This window comes from Haloarcula limicola (assembly GCF_010119205.1).
Taxonomy (GTDB): Archaea; Halobacteriota; Halobacteria; order Halobacteriales; family Haloarculaceae; genus Haloarcula; species Haloarcula limicola.
Window position 1 is genome coordinate 96,961 of record NZ_WRXM01000001.1, and the last position, 17,750, is coordinate 114,710.

Consider the following 17,750-nt stretch of genomic DNA (forward strand, 5'->3'; position numbering starts at 1 on the left):
GGTGACGGGACGGGGGGTCCCTATAGCCGAACCGCGCCGACGACGAAGGCGACGAGCGGGACGGCGACCACGACGTGTAGCGCGACGAGGACGGCCTGCCCGACGCCGGAGACGCCCATCGCGGGAGCGACGGCGAAGACGGGCACCAGCATCAGAGCGAACACCGCCGTGGCGAGGGCGGTGAAGTTCCGGACGGGGCGCTCGGTCAGGCGGACCAGCGCGGCGTAGGCGACGGCCGCGCCGACACCGGCGACGACGACGCTCCCGAGTATCGGTCCGGCGGCGAACGGGCTCATCGGCCCGCTGACCCCCAGCGAGAGGTCGAGGGCGCCGGCGAGTCCGTTGACGAGCAACGCGGCGACCACCGCGACGAGGACGCCGAGCGCGGTTCGACGGGCGAGCTCTCCGCCGCTCTGTGCGATGGGATAGCGTGACGTGATAGTTGCCATAGACGCGAGTACGTCGTCAGAGACGATAAAACAGATAGCAAACTGTCAGGTTTCCGCTCGGTGCGGTTCGCCGGCCGGTTCGCCGTCCTCAGCGTCGCTCGAAGGCCGCCCGGACGGCGTCGCTGGGGGCTAACTCCGACAGTTCCGCGGACACGTCCACGTCGGCGAACTCCTCGGCGCCGGCGGGCGTCCGCTTGAGGACGTTGACGTGATAGAGGTACGAGAGGCGGAGCAGCCACCGGGCGTGGTCGTACTCCTCGGGCGATTCGATATACGTCGTCGTCCAGCCGGACTCCGTCAGGAGGTGGTGCGGCCCGGTCTCGCCTTCCTCGACGAGCGCGTCGCGGAGCTTCCGGAGGTAGGCGATGTCGAGCATCCCCCACGCGTGGACGTGGCCGATCTCCCGCGGGCCGACGCGGAACTCCGTCCCGCCGAAGCGGTGGTCGCCGACGGTGACGTGGGGCCACCCGCCAACCTCGTCCACGAGGCGCTCGACGGTCTCTTCGATCGCCGCTCTGTCTGACGTCATGCTCCCCGTACGCGCGCCGAGACGATAAGTCGCTCTCGCGCGGCAGTTACTGCACGTTCGCGCTGGAGGCCCGCTGGAGCATGTGGACGGCCACGCTCCCGAAGAGAACGCCGAGCGCGAGCAAAACTGCCACGGCCGGGACGAGCGTGTTGTAGAGGCCGCCGAAGTCGAAGCCGTAGGCCGTCACTTCGACGACGGTCATCACGTCCCGGCCCAGCATGATGGCGCGCGCGGCGTCGACGCCGTACGTGACCGGGTTGAAGCGAGCGACGACCTGAATCCACGACGGGAGGACGGAGAGCGGGAGGAACGCGGTCGAGACGAACAGCAGCGGGAACTGCAGGAGGTTCGCGCCGATGATCGTCGACTCCTGGTCCTTCGTGACGACGGCGATCGTGTTCGAGAGCGCGGTGAACCACAGCGAGAACAGGATGCCGACGGCGACGATACCCAGCGCGCCGGCGACGCCCGTCGCCACCTCCGCGCCGAGCACCACGCCGAGGCCGATGATGATGGTTATCTGGGCGGCGATGCGGAGGACCTCGGCGGCCGTCTTCCCGAGGAAGACCGCGGTTCGGTTCATCGGACTGACGAGCACTTTCTCGAACATCCCGTTCTCGATGTCGTTGACGAGGCCGACGCCGGACGTGGCCGCCGCCGCCAGCGCCACCTGCATGCAGATGGCCGGCACGAGATAGGTCTCGTAGGTGATCGAGCCGGGACCCCGATTGACCGCGCCGGTGGCCACCTGTCCGAACACCTGCGTGAACAGGACGAGGAAGATGATCGGCTGGACGAGCGAGACGACGAGGACGAACGGGTTGCGAACCGCCTTGATGTTCCAGCGGACGAAGTTCACCCAGAAATCGCCGAGGAAGGAGTTGCCCGAGTGAGTAACCTCCGTGGCCGTCGCTCCGGTCTCGGACTCCGTCTCCGAGCTCACGCGTCGTCACCGCCCTCGAACCGGTCGTCGCCCTCGGCCCGCTCGCCCCCGTCGGCGGCGAGAGAGTCGACGGCGGTATCGGAGCCGTCGGCCCCGTCGGTCTCGACGTGCTCGCCGGTGATGGCGAGGAACACGTCGTCGAGCGTCGGCGCGCGGACGTTGAACCCCGTGACGGTGAGCCCCTCGTCTCGGAGGGCGACCAGGAGGTCCGTTCCCTTCGAGCGGGCGCGTTCGGAGGTGACGGTGATGCCCTCCTCGCTCACGTCTACCGCGGCGCTCGGTTCGAAGATGTCCCCATCGCGGGCGATGCGCGCCGCGGTTCGCCTGTCGCCTTCGTCGCCCTCGACGCTCACGTCGAGTATCTCCCCGCCGACCTCCTGCTTGAGTTCGGCCGGCGACCCCTCCGAGACGAGCTCGCCGTCGAGGATGACCGCCAGTCGGTCGCAGAGTTCGTCGGCCTCTTCGAGGTACTGCGTCGTGAGGAAGATGGTAGTCCCGCGCTCGTTGATCCGCCGGAAGTACTCCCAGAGGCGGTTGCGGGCCTTCGGGTCCAGCCCGGTGGTCGGTTCGTCCAGGAACACCAGCGGCGGGCGGTGGACCAGCGCCGTCGCGGCGTCGAGTCGCTTCTGCATCCCGCCGGAGAAGTCGTCGGCCTTCTTGTCCGCGACGTCCGCGAGGTCCACGAGTTCGAGCAGTTCGTCGATGCGGTCGGCCCGGTCGCTCCGGGGGACGCCGTAGGCGTCGCACGCGAACCGGAGGTTCTCGCGGGCCGTGAGCTCGGGGTCGACGCTCGTCTCCTGTGCCATGTAGCCCACCGTCTCGCGGACGCTGCGGCTCTCCGTGAGCGCGTCGAACCCGTTGACGCGGATCGACCCGGCGGTCGGACGCAGCAGCGTCACGAGCGTCTTGATGGTCGTCGTCTTCCCCGCCCCGTTCGGGCCGAGGAAGCCGAAGAACTCCCCGCGCGGCACCGTCAGGTCGACGCCCCGTACCGCCTGCGTTCCGTCGGCGTAGGTGAGTTCGACCCCCTCCGCCGCGATTGCGTCGTCGGTCACGGTGAGGACAAGGAGCGTCGGACACAAATACTGTGTTCCGTCCGCGGCGGTAGTCCTTTGCCGCCCCCGCCCGGACGGTTCGGCATGGACCCTGACCTCTCTGCGCTGGATGCGTATCTCGATGAGCGGGACGCCGACGGCTACCTCATCGACGCGGACTCGGAGGACTCCGACCAGTACTACCTCTCCGGGTTCGACGCGCCGGACCCCTTCCTCACGCTGTACGACGGCGAGACCCACCTCCTCTTCCCGCGGAGCCTGGAGTACGGCCGCGCCACGCGGGAGGCCCGCGCCGAGACTGTCCAGCGCTACGTCGACTTCGACCACGCCGAACTGGTCGAGGAGTTCGGCCCCGAGGAAGCCGTCTCGCACGTCTTCGCGGCGTTCTGTGAGTCCTACGGCGTCGAGAGCGTCGCCGTGCCGCCGCGGTTCCCGCTCAAGACGGCCGACAGTCTCCGCGCCCGCGGCGTCGAGGTGACGGCCGATACCGACGGTATCGTCACGGAGATCCGCGCGACCAAGACCGACGAGGAAGTCGAGCACGTCCGCACGGCCCAGCGCGCGAACGAGGCGTCGATGGCCGCCGCCGAGGCGCTCCTGCGGGACGCGTCGGTCACTGGTGAGGGCACGCTCGAATACGACGGCGAGACGCTGACCAGCGAGCGCGTCAAGGAGGAGATCGAGGTGACGCTGCTGCGTCACGGCTGTTCGCTGGACGAGACCATCGTCGCCTGCGGGAGCGACGCCGCCGATCCCCACGACCGGGGGAGCGGGCCGCTGTCGGCCGACGAACCGATAATCGTCGACATCTTCCCGCGGGACAAGGCGACGAAGTACCACGCCGACATGACTCGGACGTTCTGCGTGGGCGACCCGAGCGAGACGGTGCGGGAGTGGTACGACCTGACCGAGCGAGCGATGGACGCCGCCTTCGACGCGCTGGAGCCCGGCGCGACCGGAGAGGACGTCCACGACGCCGTCTGTGACGTCTACGAGGACGCGGGGATGTCGACGCTCCGGAGCGACGACCGCACCGAGACGGGATTCATCCACAGCACGGGCCACGGCGTCGGGCTCGACGTGCACGAACTCCCGCGGCTCTCGCCCGCCGGCGGCGAACTCGAACCGGGTCACGTCGTCACGATCGAACCGGGGCTGTACGACCCCGACGTGGGCGGGGTCCGTATCGAGGACATCGCCGTCGTCACCGAGGACGGCTACGAGAACCTCACCGACTACGAAAAACGGCTGGTCGTTTGAGCGGACGGGCGACGCTACAGCTCTTCCATCTGTCCGCCGCAGTTCGGACAGGCGGCCTCCGGCAGTTCCGTCTGCTTCCCGCACACGACGCACTCGTAACCCATCTCGGTCGGTTCGTCCGTCTCGTCTCCGAACAGCCCGGAGACTCGGGAGAGGAGGCTCATTGTTGAACCCGTGTTAACGTACCTCGCGATCGGTAAAAGCGATTGTGGCCGAGCGCACCAATAAATCATTAACTTTTATTATAGATGGCCGAATAGCGAGTGGTACGCTCATGCTTGTACCTAAGGCACGTTTCGCCCGCTCGCACGACGCCCGGACCGACGACTACCGCAGACGACCCACACGACCCCCGAGACCCCCGAAATGACCACACGAATCACGACACCCACCGACGAGGACGCGTATCCGACGACCACTTCGACGTTCGGCGACACCGGGCGCAGTTCGCGCTCCGACCGCGCGCCGATGACCTTCTCCCCGACCAGTTTCGCCACCGCCGGCCAGTTCGACACCGAGGCCGACGACCACAGCTGATACGGACTGCCGTAGCTGTATCCGATATTCGCCGACCCGTAGCGGCGAACGTCCGAGTCGAACTACAGCAGCCCGTATGAGACCGGGACACAACCGTTTTCCCCGCGGCTCGCGTCCCCTCAGATATGGCAGACTACACGACGGTTTCGATCCCGAAAGACCTCGCAGAGCGCGTCGAAGGCACTATCGAGGGGACCAGCTTCTCCAGCACGTCGGACCTCGTTCGCTTCCTCCTCCGGAGCATCGTCGTCCAGCACCAGCGCGAGGGCGAACTGACCGAGGCGCAGTTTCAGGACATCGCCGACCAGCTCCGCGACCTCGGCTATCTGGAGTGATCAGGCCAGCGATTCCTCGGGAGGTTCGACGTCGAGGACCGTGATCTCGAGCTTTCGACCCGCGCGGTCGAACGCGCCGAAGGCCGTCTCGTCCCACGGCGGGATGCCGACGAACACCACTTCGTGCAGGTCGTCGGTCTTGCTGACGCCCATGTAGCCGTCGGGGTGCGAGACGAACCGACCCTGGGTCTGGCCGGCCGGCGTCCCGAGGTCCATACCGAAGACGGCGTTGACCGACCCGCCGGCCGACGGGAGGTAGAAATCGGTGAACACCGGCGTCTCCGGGTCCAGGTCGGTCTCGGGAAGCTCCGCAGCTCTGGTGACCGCGAGCGAGATGGTCACGTCGTCTGGCTCGGCTTCCCGTGCCAGCCGTAACAGCGTCTCGACGAGGCCGCGCGTGACGTAAACCACAATAGAAGTTGGCGCGACGGGCGTATAACCCCGTCGGCCGTCGTCACCTCTGTCGGCCTCAGCCGAAGACGAACGACCGAACGGTCTTGGCGTACAGGCTCGGTGCCCGACTGCGAGAGCCGCGCAGCGCGTAGGCCAGTGCTTCTGCCGCGTCCGCCATGACGCCGTGGCCGTGGCCCACGAGCAGTCGCTCGGGGTCCAGTCGGCCCAGCTTCGTCGGCGGCGTCAGTCGGAGCATCGGGTGGACGCCGAGTCGCTCGTCGCCCGCGAGGAAGAAGTCCGCCGTCCCGACGGCTTCGGGCACGACCAGCGTGTCGTCCGCGTCGCCGTACAGCATCGCCTCCTGCCAGGCGGGATTCTTGACGAGTTTGTGGACGCCGTAGTCCGTCCCGGGGATCTGTCGCCCGACGCGTTCGACCGGCGCGTCGAGGTCGCTCTCGACGCCCGACATCCACTCGGGGACGTACACCGGCGCGTCGTGGCGGTTCGCGACGGCGGCGCTGTCGCGCTTGTGCCGGTCCAGCAGGACTACGACGCCCGCTACCTCGCCGAACTCCGCGAAGAGGTCGTCGATGCCGTCGGCGTCGACGGGGTCGACGACGACCGCGCCCGCCTCGGTGTCGAGGACGTGACTCGCCCGCTGCATCTTCTCGTGGGGGTAGGCGAGCCAGCTCGCCCCGCGGTCCCAGCGGTTCGTCTCCTCCCAACTCGTCGCTGCGCCGGAGCCTTTCATGGGCATGGCCGGTCGTAGGGCGCGCGCGTGGATAAATGCTCGAACCCCGGCCGAGAGATATCGCTATCCGACTCCGCTGACTCCCCTCAGAACTCGACAGAGACGGCGTGTCGAATACAGCGGGTCCACCTGGCACGCATCGATTCTGCTCTCCCGTCACTACGTGTCAATTCTGACACTCGATAGGGCCGATTTCTCAACAGTTTTGTCCGCTCGACCGCAACGGCGACTATGGAATTCGACTTCGCGCGCTCGGTGGCCCCGCTCGTCGCCATCGTCGCCGTCGCGGCGGTCGCGCTCACGAGCGTGATGACCCCCTCGACGGTCTTCATGATGGTCCTGCCCTCGATGATCGCCTTCTCGGTCATCGCGTTCTTCTTCGGGATGAAACACGGCGAGTTCCGCGCCAGTCCGTAGCAGTCCGGTCCGACTACCGACATTCTCAGGTCGAGTCCGCCGTCGCTGTTTTCCACACCGTTGGAGACGGAGAGTTTTCACCGTCGCCTCCGAACGTCCGCGTATGCTCTCACACCCGGAGTGGCTGGCGCTGGAGGTGAAGGACACCGATCGGATGACGGCCTTCTACGACGCGTTCCTCGAACTCGACGTCGTCGAGGAGACCGAACAGGAGGCGGTGCTGGCGGTCGGCGACACCGAACTCCGTCTGCGCGCGCCGGGACCGGTGCCCCGCGGCGGCTTACACACCCACTACGCGCTGACGATCCCCGAGTCGGAGTACGACCGCTGGTGGGACCAGCTGGACGACCGCTTCGATCTAGTCGAGGAGACGTTCGGGGAGGCGCGCTCGCTGTACTTCTACGACCCGGAGGGCAACTGCGTCGAGCTGGGCGAGCGAGCGGAGGGCGGCAGCGGCGTCACCGGCATGTTCGAACTCGTCCTCGAAGTCGAGCGGTTGGACGACGCCGTCGAGTTCTATCGGGAACTCGGGTTCGAGATGGTCGACGACGGCCGCGAGCAGGGACGGGTCCGGCTGACGACCGGGGAACTCGACCTCGAACTGTGGTCGCCGCGACTCGGTATCGCCGACGCGCGCGGCGGCGTCCACGTCGACTTCGGCGTCGTCGCCGACGACCCGAGATCGGTCGCGCGGAACGTCGCGGACGAGGCGCTCGCCGTCACGTCCGTCGAGGAGGGGGTCCGCATCCGCGACCCGGACGGGCACTACCTGACGCTGGTCGGTGAGGAGAACCGGCAGTAGAACGGCCGATAAACCCGCTCAGAGTCGGTCGGTGTCGATGCTGACGCCGGGCGGCGTCACGACGAGGAAGCCGCGGAAGTGCATCAGTTCGCCGCCGGCCTCCTTGACCGGGCGGGCGAACCCGGCGGCGAGTTCGTTCAGGTCCCCGTCGACGTTCAGGACGAGCGCGCCGCCGCTCTCGACGATCTCCAGCCACTCGTCTTCACCGGTCGTCCCGTCGAGAACGCCCAACACGACGCGGTCGCTCCCGCCCGTCTCGCCGTCGGCCATCTGGTCCTCGACCGCCTGGAGGTCCAACCCCTCGAAGTCGCTCATACCGGCGCGGAGGCGGGGCACCGGCAAAAATTTTCGGCTCCCGTCCGACGCGCGGCGTCTGCCGCGGACTGCACGCCCGTCCGGAACCGGCCCGATGGACAACTATAAATACTGGAAGTGTCCAGATATAGGTGCTTATGTCCAACAACGAGGGCACGTCGGGATCTCCGGCGGATCGAGTTCTTCCAGGGCACACTGGATTCCACGTCTGAGATAACAGACGCACGGATTTTCGACACCACGCTGCGCGACGGCGAACAGTCGCCACGCACGTCGTTCAACTACGAGGACAAACGCGAGATAGCCGCTGTACTCGATGAGATGGGCACCCACGTCATCGAGGCCGGGTTCCCCGTCAACTCCGACGCGGAGTTCGAGGCAGTGCGCGACATCGCGGAGTCCACGAGTGTCACGACGTGCGGACTGGCGCGCGTGGTCGAGAAAGACATCGAGGCGGCCTTGGATTCGGGTGTGGACATGGTCCACACCTTCGTCTCGACGTCGGACGTACAGTTGCAGGATTCCATGCACGCGACCCGAGAGGAGGCGCTGGAGTCGGCGGTCGAAGCCGTCGAGCGCATCGCCGAGGCGGGCGTCGAGTGCATGTTCTCGCCGATGGACGCCACTCGGACCGACGAGGAGTTCCTCCTCGAGGTCATCGAGGCGACCTCGGCGGCGGGCGCGGACTGGATCAACATCCCCGACACGTGTGGGGTCGCCACGCCGCGGCGGTTCTACGACCTCATCGAGATCGTCGACGGCCACACCGACGCGCGCATCGACGTGCACACGCACGACGACTTCGGGCTGGCCTCGGCCAACGCCATCTCCGGGTTCGAAGCGGGCGCGAGCCAGGCGCAGGTCTCGGTCAACGGCATCGGGGAGCGGGCCGGTAACGCGGCCTACGAGGAGGTCGTCATGGCGTTAGAGGCGCTGTACGACGTCGAGACGGGCATCGATACGACGCGCATTACGGAGCTGTCACGCGTCGTCGAGGAGAAGTCGGACATCCCGGTCCCGGCCAACAAGCCGGTCGTCGGGCGCAACGCCTTCTCCCACGAGAGCGGCATTCACGCCGCCGGCGTCATCCAGAACGCCGACACCTTCGAACCGGGCGTCATGACGCCCGAGATGGTCGGTGCCGAACGCGAACTGGTGCTCGGCAAACACACCGGCGCGCACTCGGTGCGCGAGCGGCTGGTCGACGCTGGCTACGCCCCGACCGAGGCCGAGGTCCGTGAAGTGACCCGCCGCGTCAAGGACTACGGCGCGGAGAAACAGCAGGTCACCATGAGCGAACTCGAACGGTTCGCCACGGAGGTCGGCGTCGACGAGGAGTCTGAGGAGGTCCGGGCGTAGGTCCATGACCGCGCCTTCGGCCGCGACGAGACGACAGCGGTGCGCAACGGCGTCTCGGAGCGACGGTGCCGTGCGCCAGCGGCTCTCACAGAACGTTTATTACTCACCGCGGACAGAGATTCGACGTGATGACAGCGCGTACTGGCAGTCGGGTCCGTTCGACCGCGACCACCAGCGACGCGCACCTTCTTCGCGGCGGGCGTATTGTAGGGGCCTTCTAGCCCCTCACACCTCACTTTCGTCGCCGGCCGTATCGACTATCCACCATACAGCAGAGACGCCAGCTATGCACACAGCACACACAGCACCGCGGTATCGACCGACAGCGGACGGAGGGACAGCATGAGCGAACGCGCGTCCGTTCCCAAGGAGGAAGCGGACGAACAGGAGACGGAGAGCGAGGACGCGGCCCCGGTTACGACCGGCGCGCAGTCGGTCGTCCGGGCGCTCGAAAACGCCGGCACGGAGTACGTCTTCGGCGTGCAGGGCGGCGCTATCATGCCCGTCTACGACGCGCTGTACGACTCCGACATCAATCACGTGACGATGGCTCACGAGCAAGGGGCCTCGCACGCCGCCGACGCCTACGGCATCGTCACGGGCGACCCCGGCGTCTGTTTCGCCACGTCCGGGCCGGGCGCGACCAACCTCGTGACCGGCATCGCCGATGCGAACATGGACTCCGATCCGATGATCGCATTGACGGGCCAGGTCTCGAAAGAGATGGTCGGCAACGACGCGTTCCAGGAGACCGACACCGTCGGCATCACTCAGCCGGTCACGAAGGAGAGCTACTTCGCGAGCAGCCCCGACACCGTCGGCGACAACGTCAGCGAGGCGTTCGCGCTGGCCGACGAGGGCCGACAGGGGCCGACGCTCGTCGACCTCCCGAAGGACGTCACGCAGGGCGAGACGGATATCGAACCGAAAGCGGCCGCGACGCCCGACACCTACGAGGTCCAGGAGGAGGCCGACGACGAGGCCGTGCAGGAGGCCGCAGACGCGTTCGCGGCCGCCGACCGCCCGGTCATCCTGGCCGGCGGCGGCGTCATCAAGGCCAACGCCTCGGCGGCGCTGCGGGAGCTCGCCACGGAGTACGAGGTCCCGGTCGTCACGACGATGCCCGGCATCGGGAGCTTCCCCGAGGACCACGAGCTCTCCTTAGAGTGGGCCGGGATGCACGGCACCGGCTACGCCAACCTGGCGATCACGAACACGGACTGCCTGCTGGCCATCGGCACGCGCTTCGACGACCGCCTGACCGGCGGCGTCGACTCCTTCGCGCCCGACGCCGACGTCATCCACGTCGACATCGACCCCGCGGAGATCAGCAAGAACATCTACGCGGACTACCCGCTCATCGGCGACGCGCGGAAGGTCCTGCGCCAGTTGTTCGACGCCATGCCTCGTGCGCCCGAGGCCGACGCGTGGCGCGAGCAGTGTCAGGACTGGAAAGACGAGTACCCGATGGAGTACGAGATGCCCGACGACGAACCGCTGAAGCCGCAGTACGTCGTCGAGACGTTCTCCGACCTGACGCCCGACGACACCATCGTCTGTACCGGCGTCGGCCAACACCAGATGTGGGCCTCGCAGTTCTGGGAGTTCACCAAGCCCCGGACGTGGGTGTCTTCCCACGGCCTCGGGACGATGGGCTACGGCGTCCCCGCGGCCATCGGCGCGAAACTGGCCGCCCCCGACCAGGAAGTCGTCTGCTTCGACGGCGACGGCTCGTTCCTGATGACGGTGCAGGGCATCTCGGTCGCGGTCCGAGAGAACCTCGACATCACCTACGTCATCCTCAACAACGAGGCGGTCGGGATGGTCCGCCAGTGGCAGGACGGCTTCTACGAGGGCCGTCGGATGGCCTCGGAGTACCCGTGGATCCCGGCCTTCGACAAGCTCGCCGAAGCCTTCGGCGCTCGCGGATTCCGACTGGAGGCCGAGGAGGACGTCGAGGAGACGATTCAGGCGGCCCGCGACTACGACGGGCCGAGCGTCATCGACGCGCACATCGACCCCGGGGAGAACGTCTTCCCGATGGTCCCGAGCGGCGGTGACAACGGCCTGTTCGCACTGCAGGAAGACCATCTGGAGATGCTCTAACGATGACCGGAGGAATGCCAGGACCCGCGCCGGACGAACGGATCCGCCCCGAGGGCCGACGCAACACGCAGGGGATCCGCGTCGACCCCGAGGCCGAAGTGACCCACGAGCCGCGGCAGGCGGTTCTGTCGGCGCTCGTCAAGCACCGACCGGGCGTGCTCTCCGAGGTGTCCGGACTCTTCAGCCGCCGGCAGTTCAACATCGAAAGCCTCACCGTCGGCCCGACGAGTGAGGAGGATACAGCCCGGATGACGATCCTCATCGAGGAGCCGGAACCGGGGATCGAACAGGCGAAAAAACAGCTGCAGAAGCTCGTGCCCGTTGTCTCCGTCTCGGAGCTGGAACCCGAGGCGGTGCGGCGGGAACTGGCGCTCGTCAAGGTCGGCGGGGAGAAACCCGACGACGTGAACGCCGTCGCGGAGATGTACGACGGCCAGGCCGTCGACGCCTCCACCGACTCGGTGACCGTCGAGATCACGGGCAGCAAGCAGAAGATCGACGCCGCCGTCGAGGCCTTCAGGCAGTTCGACGTGCAGGAGATCGTGCGGACCGGGGCCGCCGCACTCGAACGCGGCCCCAACACACTCGATAAAGATGACTGACGAACTCAACACGACGGTTTACTACGACGACGACGCGGACGTATCGACACTCGACGACGAGACGGTTGCCGTACTCGGCTACGGTTCGCAGGGCCACGCCCACTCCCTGAACCTGCACGACTCCGGGGTCGACGTCGTCGTCGGCCTGCGCGAGGACTCCTCCTCGCGCTCGGCGGCCGAAGAGGCCGGTCTGCGCGTCGAGACGCCGGACGCGGCGGCCCGAGAGGCCGACCGCGTCGTCATGCTCGTCCCCGACACCGTCCAGCCGGCCGTCTACGAGGCCATCGAGGACGAGCTCGACGAGGGCGACACGCTCCAGTTCGCCCACGGGTTCAACATCCACTACGGGCAGATCGAACCGCCGGAGGGCGTCGACGTGACGATGGTCGCACCGAAGTCCCCGGGCCACCTCGTGCGCCGGACCTACGAGCGCGGCGAGGGGACCCCCGGACTCATCGCGATCTACCAGGACGCGACCGGCGACGCCAAGGAGGAGTCGCTGGCCTACGCGAAGGGCATCGGTTGCACCCGCGCCGGCGTCATCGAGACGACGTTCCAGGAGGAGGTCGAGACGGACCTCTTCGGCGAGCAGGCGGTACTCTGTGGCGGCGTCACCGAGATGGTCAAGGCCGGCTTCGAGACGCTCGTCGACGCGGGCTACGCCCCGGAGATGGCCTACTTCGAGTGCCTGAACGAGCTCAAGCTCATCGTCGACCTGATGTACGAAGGCGGTCACATGGGCATGTGGAACTCCGTCTCCGACACCGCCGAGTACGGCGGTCTCACCCGCGGTGAGGAGGTCATCGACCGCGAGGGCATGGAGAAGATCCTCGAAGAGGTCCAGAACGGCGAGTTCGCCCGCGAGTGGATCAACGAGAACCAGGCTCACCGGCCCGCCTACAAGCAGTATCGCGCGGCGGAGGAGAACCACCAGATCGAGGAGGTCGGCGGCGGCCTGCGCGAGCTGTTCGCGTGGGGCGAGGACGCCGACCAGGAGAAAGAGGAAGCACCAGCAGATGACTGAGGAAAAACGAACGACGGTGAGAGCGGACGGAGACAGCACGATGGGCGACGTGGACCACACGCACCCGCACACGAACGAGACCTTCGGCGCGGCCTTCCAGCGCGGCCCAGCGGTGGCCGCCGACGGGGGCGAGCGGTCCGGCGAACGCGACGCCGAGGACGAGACAGAGGCCGAAGAGACGATGTCCGACGTCGACCACGAAGCGCCCGGTGAAGGGGTCACCCGCGCCTACGAGCGCGGGACCGAGGGACGGGACGAGACAGTATGAGTCAGGGGACGCTCTACGACAAAGTCTGGGACCGGCACAAAGTCACGACGCTGCCGAACGGGCAGGACCAGATGTTCGTCGGCCTCCACCTCATCCACGAGGTCACCAGCCCGCAGGCGTTCGGGATGCTCCAGGAGCGCGGCCTCGAAGTCGCACGACCGGACTTGACCCACGCGACGGTCGACCACATCGTCCCGACGGCGAATCAGGACCGGCCCTACGCCGACGACGCGGCCGAGAACATGATGTCCGAACTCGAACAGAACGTCCGGGACGCCGGCATCGAGTTCTCGGACCCGACGACCGGCGATCAGGGGATCGTCCACGTCATCGGGCCGGAGCAGGGGATCACCCAGCCCGGCAAGACCATCGTCTGCGGCGACAGCCACACCTCCACGCACGGCGCGTTCGGCGCCCTGGCGTTCGGTATCGGGACCAGCCAAATTCGGGACGTGCTGGCGACCCAAACCATCGCCATGGAGAAGCAGAAGGTCCGGAAGATCGAGGTCAACGGCGAACTCGGCGAGGGCGTCGAGGCCAAGGACATCGTCCTCGAGATCATCCGCCGGCTCGGTACCGAGGGCGGCGTCGGCTACGTCTACGAGTACGCCGGCGAGGCCATCGAGAACCTCGACATGGAGGGACGGATGTCCATCTGTAACATGTCCATCGAGGGCGGCGCTCGCGCGGGCTACGTCAACCCCGACGAGACAACCGTCGAGTGGCTGAAAGACACCGACTACTTCCGGGAGAACCCCGAGAAGTTCGAGGAACTGAAGCCGTACTGGGAGTCCATCCGCAGCGACGAGGACGCCGAGTACGACGACGTGGTCGAGATCGACGCGAGCGACCTCGACCCCGTCGTGACGTGGGGGACCACGCCCGGTCAGGGCATCGGCATCGACGACCCGATCCCGGCCCCCGAGGACCTCCCCGAGGACAAGCAGGACACCGCCCGGCGCGCCCAGAAGCACATGCGCGTCGAGCCCGGCGAGACGATGAACGGCTACGACATCGACGTGGCCTTCCTCGGCTCGTGTACGAACGCGCGGATGCCCGACCTGCGCCGCGCGGCCCGCGTCGTCAAGGGCCGGCAGGTCGCCGACGACGTGCGCGCGTTCGTCGTCCCCGGCAGCCAGCGCGTCCAGCGCACCGCCGAGGAAGAGGGGCTCAAGGACGTCTTCGAGGAGGCCGGCTTCGAGTGGCGCAACGCCGGCTGTTCGATGTGTCTTGGCATGAACGAGGACCAACTGGAGGGCGACGAGGCGTGTGCCTCCTCCTCGAACCGGAACTTCGTCGGCCGGCAGGGGAGCAAGGACGGCCGCACCGTCCTGATGAACCCCCGGATGGTGGCCGCGGCGGCCATCAACGGCGAAGTCTCTGACGTGCGGGACCTGAAGGAGGTGAATCTGGCATGAGCGACGCCACCGAGGACATCCCCGAAGTCGACTACGTCGAGGGGACCGGTATCCCCATCCGCGGGAACGACATCGACACGGACCAGATCATCCCCGCGCGGTTCATGAAGGTCGTCACCTTCGACGGCCTGGGCGAGTTCGCCTTCTTCGACGTCCGGTTCGACGACGAGGACAACCCGAAGGACCACCCGATGAACGAGGAGCGCTTCCAGGACGCCAACGTCATGGTGGTCAACAGCAACTTCGGCTGTGGCTCCTCCCGGGAACACGCCCCGCAGGCGCTGATGCGCTGGGGCATCGACGCCATCATCGGCGAGAGCTTCGCCGAGATCTTCGCGGGCAACTGCCTCGCGCTCGGCATCCCGACGGTGACCGCCGACCACGAGACCATCAACGCGCTCCAGCAGTGGGTCGACGACAACCCGGACGGGAGAATCGAAGTCGACGTGGCGGCAGAGACGGTTCGTTACGGCGTTCCGGAATCGGACGATTCCGGAGCCGAGCAGAACTCGGAGAGGTCTGCGCTCGGCAACGAAGCGAACGTCTCCGTCGACGACGCTCAGCGACAGGCCCTCGTCGAGGGTATCTGGGACACGACGGCGCTGATGAAGGCCAACCGGAACGCCATCGAGGAGACGGCCGCACAGCTGCCGTATCTGGACCAGACGCGGTCGGACGTCGAAGCGGACGATTAACTACGGAGCGTTTCAGCTCTCCGGCGTAAGCGTCCGGTTCGCAGAAGCGGACGATTAACTACGGAGCGTTTCAACTCTCCGGCGTAAGCGGCCGGGTCGTAGATGTGGGCGACTGTCCGCTGGACGTTCTTCTGATTTCGCCCGCGAAGAGCCGAAACACAGTCGGTCTCCCGGTGTGAGGGACACCTATGGAGCGGATACGCGAGGTCCACATCGCGCCGCTGGGGCACGAACGGGACCGCATCGTCGAGCCGATTCGCCGGCACAACGCCGACGCCGTCTATCTGCTGAACCGGACCGAGCGACGACAGCAGTTCACGCCGTATCAACAGGCCCTCGTCGAGGACCTGGAGAACGACAGCGTCGATATCGAGATTCACGAGACCGATCTGGACGACCTCTACGACGTGATGGCTGTCGTCACGACCCTCGCCGCGGACCACCCCGACGACATCGTCCGGGTCAACGTCTCCAGCGGGCCGAAGGTGGCGGCTATCGGGAGCGCCATCGCCTGCATGGCGACGGACGCGACGGCGTACTACGTCCATCCCGAACGCCACGTCCCCTCTGTCGCCGAGGAACCGCTCACGGAAGGGGTTCGGGAAGCCGAGGTGCTCCCCTCCTATCCCATCGAGGCCATCCCCAGGGACCAGGTCGCTATCCTCGACTACCTCGACCGGACCAACAGCGAGAGTTACACGGCCAAGAAGAAGGACCTCATCGAGTTCGCCGAGGAGGACGCGCTGTCGTTCATCGACGACGCGAACCCCTCGAACGACAAGGCGAAGTTCGCGCTGTTGAACGCGAACGTCGTCGATCCGCTGGCGGCCGACGGCTACATATCCGTTCGAGCGGTCGGTCGGACGAAACAGATAGCACTGACCGAAACTGGCCGGAACGTCCTCCACGCGTTTCGGCACAAGCTCTGAAATCGCAGCCTTCGGGATTCTCGTCCGCGTTACGGAGTCCGTGTGACCGATAGTGCGAATAGTAACGACAGTCAGAACGGTATCGAGAGTATCGCGGGTATCCGGGCAGTACCTACAAACTACCCCCGTGAACGAGTTACTGTGCACGGGACGCCACGCCACGGCCGCTACCCGCCGATTCGTCGGCCCTCCACTCCCCTCCCGCGGGCGGTCGCGGCTGGCGGCCCGTGCCATCCCACACAGCCGCTGACGTTGTGTGCCGGGCGGGCGGGAACCGCCCGCGTTCGTCCGCGTCGCGGTCCGATGCCGGTCGCCCGCCGGCGGTCCCCGCTGACGCTCGGTCGCGGGTCCCGTCTGTCCGTTTCTCGTACTACCGGCCCAACGCGTCGCTAGTAGCGATTCCGGTCCCCGTCGTCCTCGACCGCTATGGTCGTCGGTAACGGCGACCCGGCGGCCTGAAGCGGCAACGCGTCGGAACCGAACCACTTTCACCGGCCGGCCGCCTCTCGGCGCACATGACACACGAGATCGCGGTCATCCCCGGTGACGGGATCGGACAGGAGGTCACGCCCGCCGCCGTCGAGGTCCTTTCGGCCATCGAGACGGTCGATTTCGACTTCGTCGAGGGCGACGCAGGCGACGCAGTGAAAGCGGAGACCGGCGAGGCGCTCCCGCAGGAGACGCGGGACGTCGCGGCCGACGCCGACGCGACGCTGTTCGGCGCGGCCGGCGAGACGGCCGCCGACGTCATCCTCCCGCTGCGCGAGGTCGTCGGCTCGTTCGCCAACGTCCGTCCGGCGCGGTCGTACCCCGGACTAGACGCGGTTCAGCCGGACACCGATATCGTGTTCATCCGGGAGAACACCGAGGGCGTCTACACCGGCATCGAGAGCGAGATCACCGAGGGCGTGCGGACGCTGACTCGCGTCATCACGGAGGAAGCTTCCCGCGACATCGCCGAGTACGGCTTCGACTACGCGAAGCAGAACGGCTACGAGGACGTGACCATCGCCCACAAGGCCAACGTCATGCGTCAGACGGACGGCCTGTTCCTCGAGACCGCCGAAGCGGTCGCGGAGGAACGAGGTGCCGACTACGACACGGCCCTGATGGACGCGCTGGCGATGCATCTGGTGATGACGCCCGAGGAGTACGACGTCATCATCTGCCCCAACCTCGCGGGCGATATGCTCTCTGACCTCTCGGCCGGACTGGTCGGCGGCCTCGGACTGCTCCCGTCGGCGAACGTCGGCGAGGACAACGCGCTGTTCGAACCCGTCCACGGGTCGGCTCCGGACATCGCCGGCGAGGGCGTCGCCAACCCTTCGGCGATGATCCTCTCCGCGGCGATGCTGTTAGAGCACCTCGGCTACGACGAGGAGGGCGAGCGGGTGCGAACCGCGGTCGAATCGGTCCTCGAATCCGGCCCGCGTACGCCCGACCTCGGCGGCGACGCCGGGACGACGGACGTCACCGACGCCGTCGTCGACGAACTGTAGGCTTTCTTTTCTTCACTCAGAAACGAGCAAGGGACGATAGAAAGTGGTAAAAACGAAGCGAAAC

22 protein-coding genes are annotated in these 17,750 nt (G+C 67.0%); 14 read left to right on the plus strand and 8 right to left on the minus strand.

The window, feature by feature from the left end; translation table 11 throughout:
- Positions 1-20: 20 nt before the first annotated feature.
- From GO488_RS00560 to GO488_RS00575, 4 genes are all read right to left on the minus strand, one after another.
- Positions 21-449, minus strand: coding sequence for a DUF6069 family protein (locus tag GO488_RS00560; protein ID WP_162315864.1), 429 nt, complete (start codon positions 447-449; stop codon positions 21-23).
- An 88-nt stretch (positions 450-537) separates the two neighbouring features.
- Complete coding sequence (locus tag GO488_RS00565; protein ID WP_241692872.1) at positions 538-978, minus strand: luciferase domain-containing protein; 441 nt, start codon at positions 976-978, stop codon at positions 538-540.
- 46 nt (positions 979-1,024) lie between these two features.
- On the minus strand, positions 1,025-1,921 hold the full coding sequence (locus tag GO488_RS00570) for an ABC transporter permease (protein ID WP_162315865.1): 897 nt from the start codon (positions 1,919-1,921) through the stop codon (positions 1,025-1,027).
- Entirely contained in the window at positions 1,918-2,976 is a 1,059-nt protein-coding gene (locus GO488_RS00575) for an ATP-binding cassette domain-containing protein (RefSeq protein ID WP_162315866.1), read from the minus strand. The genes GO488_RS00570 and GO488_RS00575 overlap by 4 nt, the downstream gene beginning before the upstream one ends.
- An 84-nt stretch (positions 2,977-3,060) precedes the next feature.
- On the opposite strand from GO488_RS00575, the gene GO488_RS00580 reads away from it, so the two are divergent.
- The gene (locus GO488_RS00580; protein ID WP_162315867.1) at positions 3,061-4,236 is read left to right on the plus strand and encodes a M24 family metallopeptidase; all 1,176 of its coding nucleotides are present in this window, start codon (positions 3,061-3,063) and stop codon (positions 4,234-4,236) included.
- A gap of 14 nt (positions 4,237-4,250) precedes the next feature.
- Here GO488_RS00580 and GO488_RS00585 read toward each other — a convergent pair whose 3' ends face one another.
- Positions 4,251-4,400 (minus strand): transcription initiation factor IIE subunit alpha family protein, encoded by a 150-nt coding sequence (locus GO488_RS00585; protein ID WP_162315868.1) that lies wholly within the window; start codon positions 4,398-4,400, stop codon positions 4,251-4,253.
- Positions 4,401-4,602: 202 nt separating this feature from the next.
- On the opposite strand from GO488_RS00585, the gene GO488_RS19525 reads away from it, so the two are divergent.
- Together GO488_RS19525 and GO488_RS00590 are read left to right on the plus strand one after the other, a co-directional pair.
- Positions 4,603-4,773, plus strand: a complete 171-nt coding sequence (locus tag GO488_RS19525) for a hypothetical protein (RefSeq protein WP_164509598.1) — start codon at positions 4,603-4,605, stop codon at positions 4,771-4,773.
- 125 nt (positions 4,774-4,898) lie between these two features.
- Positions 4,899-5,108, plus strand: a complete 210-nt coding sequence (locus GO488_RS00590) for a CopG family ribbon-helix-helix protein (protein WP_135303121.1) — start codon at positions 4,899-4,901, stop codon at positions 5,106-5,108.
- On the opposite strand, the gene GO488_RS00595 is transcribed toward GO488_RS00590, so the two are convergent.
- On the minus strand, positions 5,109-5,519 hold the full coding sequence (locus GO488_RS00595) for a JAB/MPN domain protein-containing protein (protein WP_162315869.1): 411 nt from the start codon (positions 5,517-5,519) through the stop codon (positions 5,109-5,111).
- Positions 5,520-5,577: 58 nt separating this feature from the next.
- Positions 5,578-6,258: a hypothetical protein gene (locus GO488_RS00600; protein ID WP_206674375.1), complete on the minus strand. Its 681-nt coding sequence runs from the start codon at positions 6,256-6,258 to the stop codon at positions 5,578-5,580.
- A 225-nt stretch (positions 6,259-6,483) separates the two neighbouring features.
- On the opposite strand from GO488_RS00600, the gene GO488_RS00605 reads away from it, so the two are divergent.
- Both GO488_RS00605 and GO488_RS00610 read left to right on the plus strand, forming a co-directional pair.
- The gene (locus GO488_RS00605) at positions 6,484-6,669 is read left to right on the plus strand and encodes a DUF7333 family protein (protein ID WP_162315870.1); all 186 of its coding nucleotides are present in this window, start codon (positions 6,484-6,486) and stop codon (positions 6,667-6,669) included.
- Positions 6,670-6,772: 103 nt separating this feature from the next.
- On the plus strand, positions 6,773-7,471 hold the full coding sequence (locus GO488_RS00610; RefSeq protein WP_162315871.1) for a VOC family protein: 699 nt from the start codon (positions 6,773-6,775) through the stop codon (positions 7,469-7,471).
- Positions 7,472-7,489: 18 nt separating this feature from the next.
- On the opposite strand, the gene GO488_RS00615 is transcribed toward GO488_RS00610, so the two are convergent.
- Positions 7,490-7,786 carry a DUF5779 family protein gene (locus tag GO488_RS00615; protein ID WP_162315872.1) on the minus strand — a complete coding sequence of 99 codons (297 nt, stop codon included), beginning with the start codon at positions 7,784-7,786 and terminating at the stop codon, positions 7,490-7,492.
- Positions 7,787-7,897: 111 nt separating this feature from the next.
- On the opposite strand from GO488_RS00615, the gene GO488_RS00620 reads away from it, so the two are divergent.
- The 9 genes from GO488_RS00620 to GO488_RS00660 all read left to right on the plus strand — a co-directional run bounded on the left by GO488_RS00620 (position 7,898) and on the right by GO488_RS00660 (position 17,686).
- Entirely contained in the window at positions 7,898-9,145 is a 1,248-nt protein-coding gene (locus tag GO488_RS00620; protein ID WP_162317505.1) for a LeuA family protein, read from the plus strand.
- 342 nt (positions 9,146-9,487) lie between these two features.
- The gene (gene ilvB, locus GO488_RS00625) at positions 9,488-11,251 is read left to right on the plus strand and encodes a biosynthetic-type acetolactate synthase large subunit (protein WP_162315873.1); all 1,764 of its coding nucleotides are present in this window, start codon (positions 9,488-9,490) and stop codon (positions 11,249-11,251) included.
- Positions 11,252-11,265: 14 nt separating this feature from the next.
- Positions 11,266-11,853 (plus strand): acetolactate synthase small subunit, encoded by a 588-nt coding sequence (gene ilvN / locus GO488_RS00630; RefSeq protein ID WP_162315874.1) that lies wholly within the window; start codon positions 11,266-11,268, stop codon positions 11,851-11,853.
- Positions 11,846-12,877 (plus strand): ketol-acid reductoisomerase, encoded by a 1,032-nt coding sequence (gene ilvC, locus GO488_RS00635; protein ID WP_162315875.1) that lies wholly within the window; start codon positions 11,846-11,848, stop codon positions 12,875-12,877. Before ilvN ends, ilvC begins: the two co-directional genes overlap by 8 nt.
- Positions 12,870-13,145 (plus strand): DUF7989 family protein, encoded by a 276-nt coding sequence (locus tag GO488_RS00640; protein ID WP_162315876.1) that lies wholly within the window; start codon positions 12,870-12,872, stop codon positions 13,143-13,145. Before ilvC ends, GO488_RS00640 begins: the two co-directional genes overlap by 8 nt.
- Positions 13,142-14,563 (plus strand): 3-isopropylmalate dehydratase large subunit, encoded by a 1,422-nt coding sequence (leuC, locus tag GO488_RS00645; RefSeq protein WP_162315877.1) that lies wholly within the window; start codon positions 13,142-13,144, stop codon positions 14,561-14,563. The genes GO488_RS00640 and leuC overlap by 4 nt, the downstream gene beginning before the upstream one ends.
- Positions 14,560-15,258 carry a 3-isopropylmalate dehydratase small subunit gene (leuD, locus tag GO488_RS00650; RefSeq protein ID WP_162315878.1) on the plus strand — a complete coding sequence of 233 codons (699 nt, stop codon included), beginning with the start codon at positions 14,560-14,562 and terminating at the stop codon, positions 15,256-15,258. The genes leuC and leuD overlap by 4 nt, the downstream gene beginning before the upstream one ends.
- A 188-nt stretch (positions 15,259-15,446) precedes the next feature.
- Positions 15,447-16,187 (plus strand): HFX_2341 family transcriptional regulator domain-containing protein, encoded by a 741-nt coding sequence (locus GO488_RS00655; RefSeq protein WP_162315879.1) that lies wholly within the window; start codon positions 15,447-15,449, stop codon positions 16,185-16,187.
- Between the two features lie 515 nt (positions 16,188-16,702).
- Positions 16,703-17,686: an isocitrate/isopropylmalate dehydrogenase family protein gene (locus tag GO488_RS00660; RefSeq protein ID WP_162315880.1), complete on the plus strand. Its 984-nt coding sequence runs from the start codon at positions 16,703-16,705 to the stop codon at positions 17,684-17,686.
- Positions 17,687-17,750: the final 64 nt, after the last annotated feature.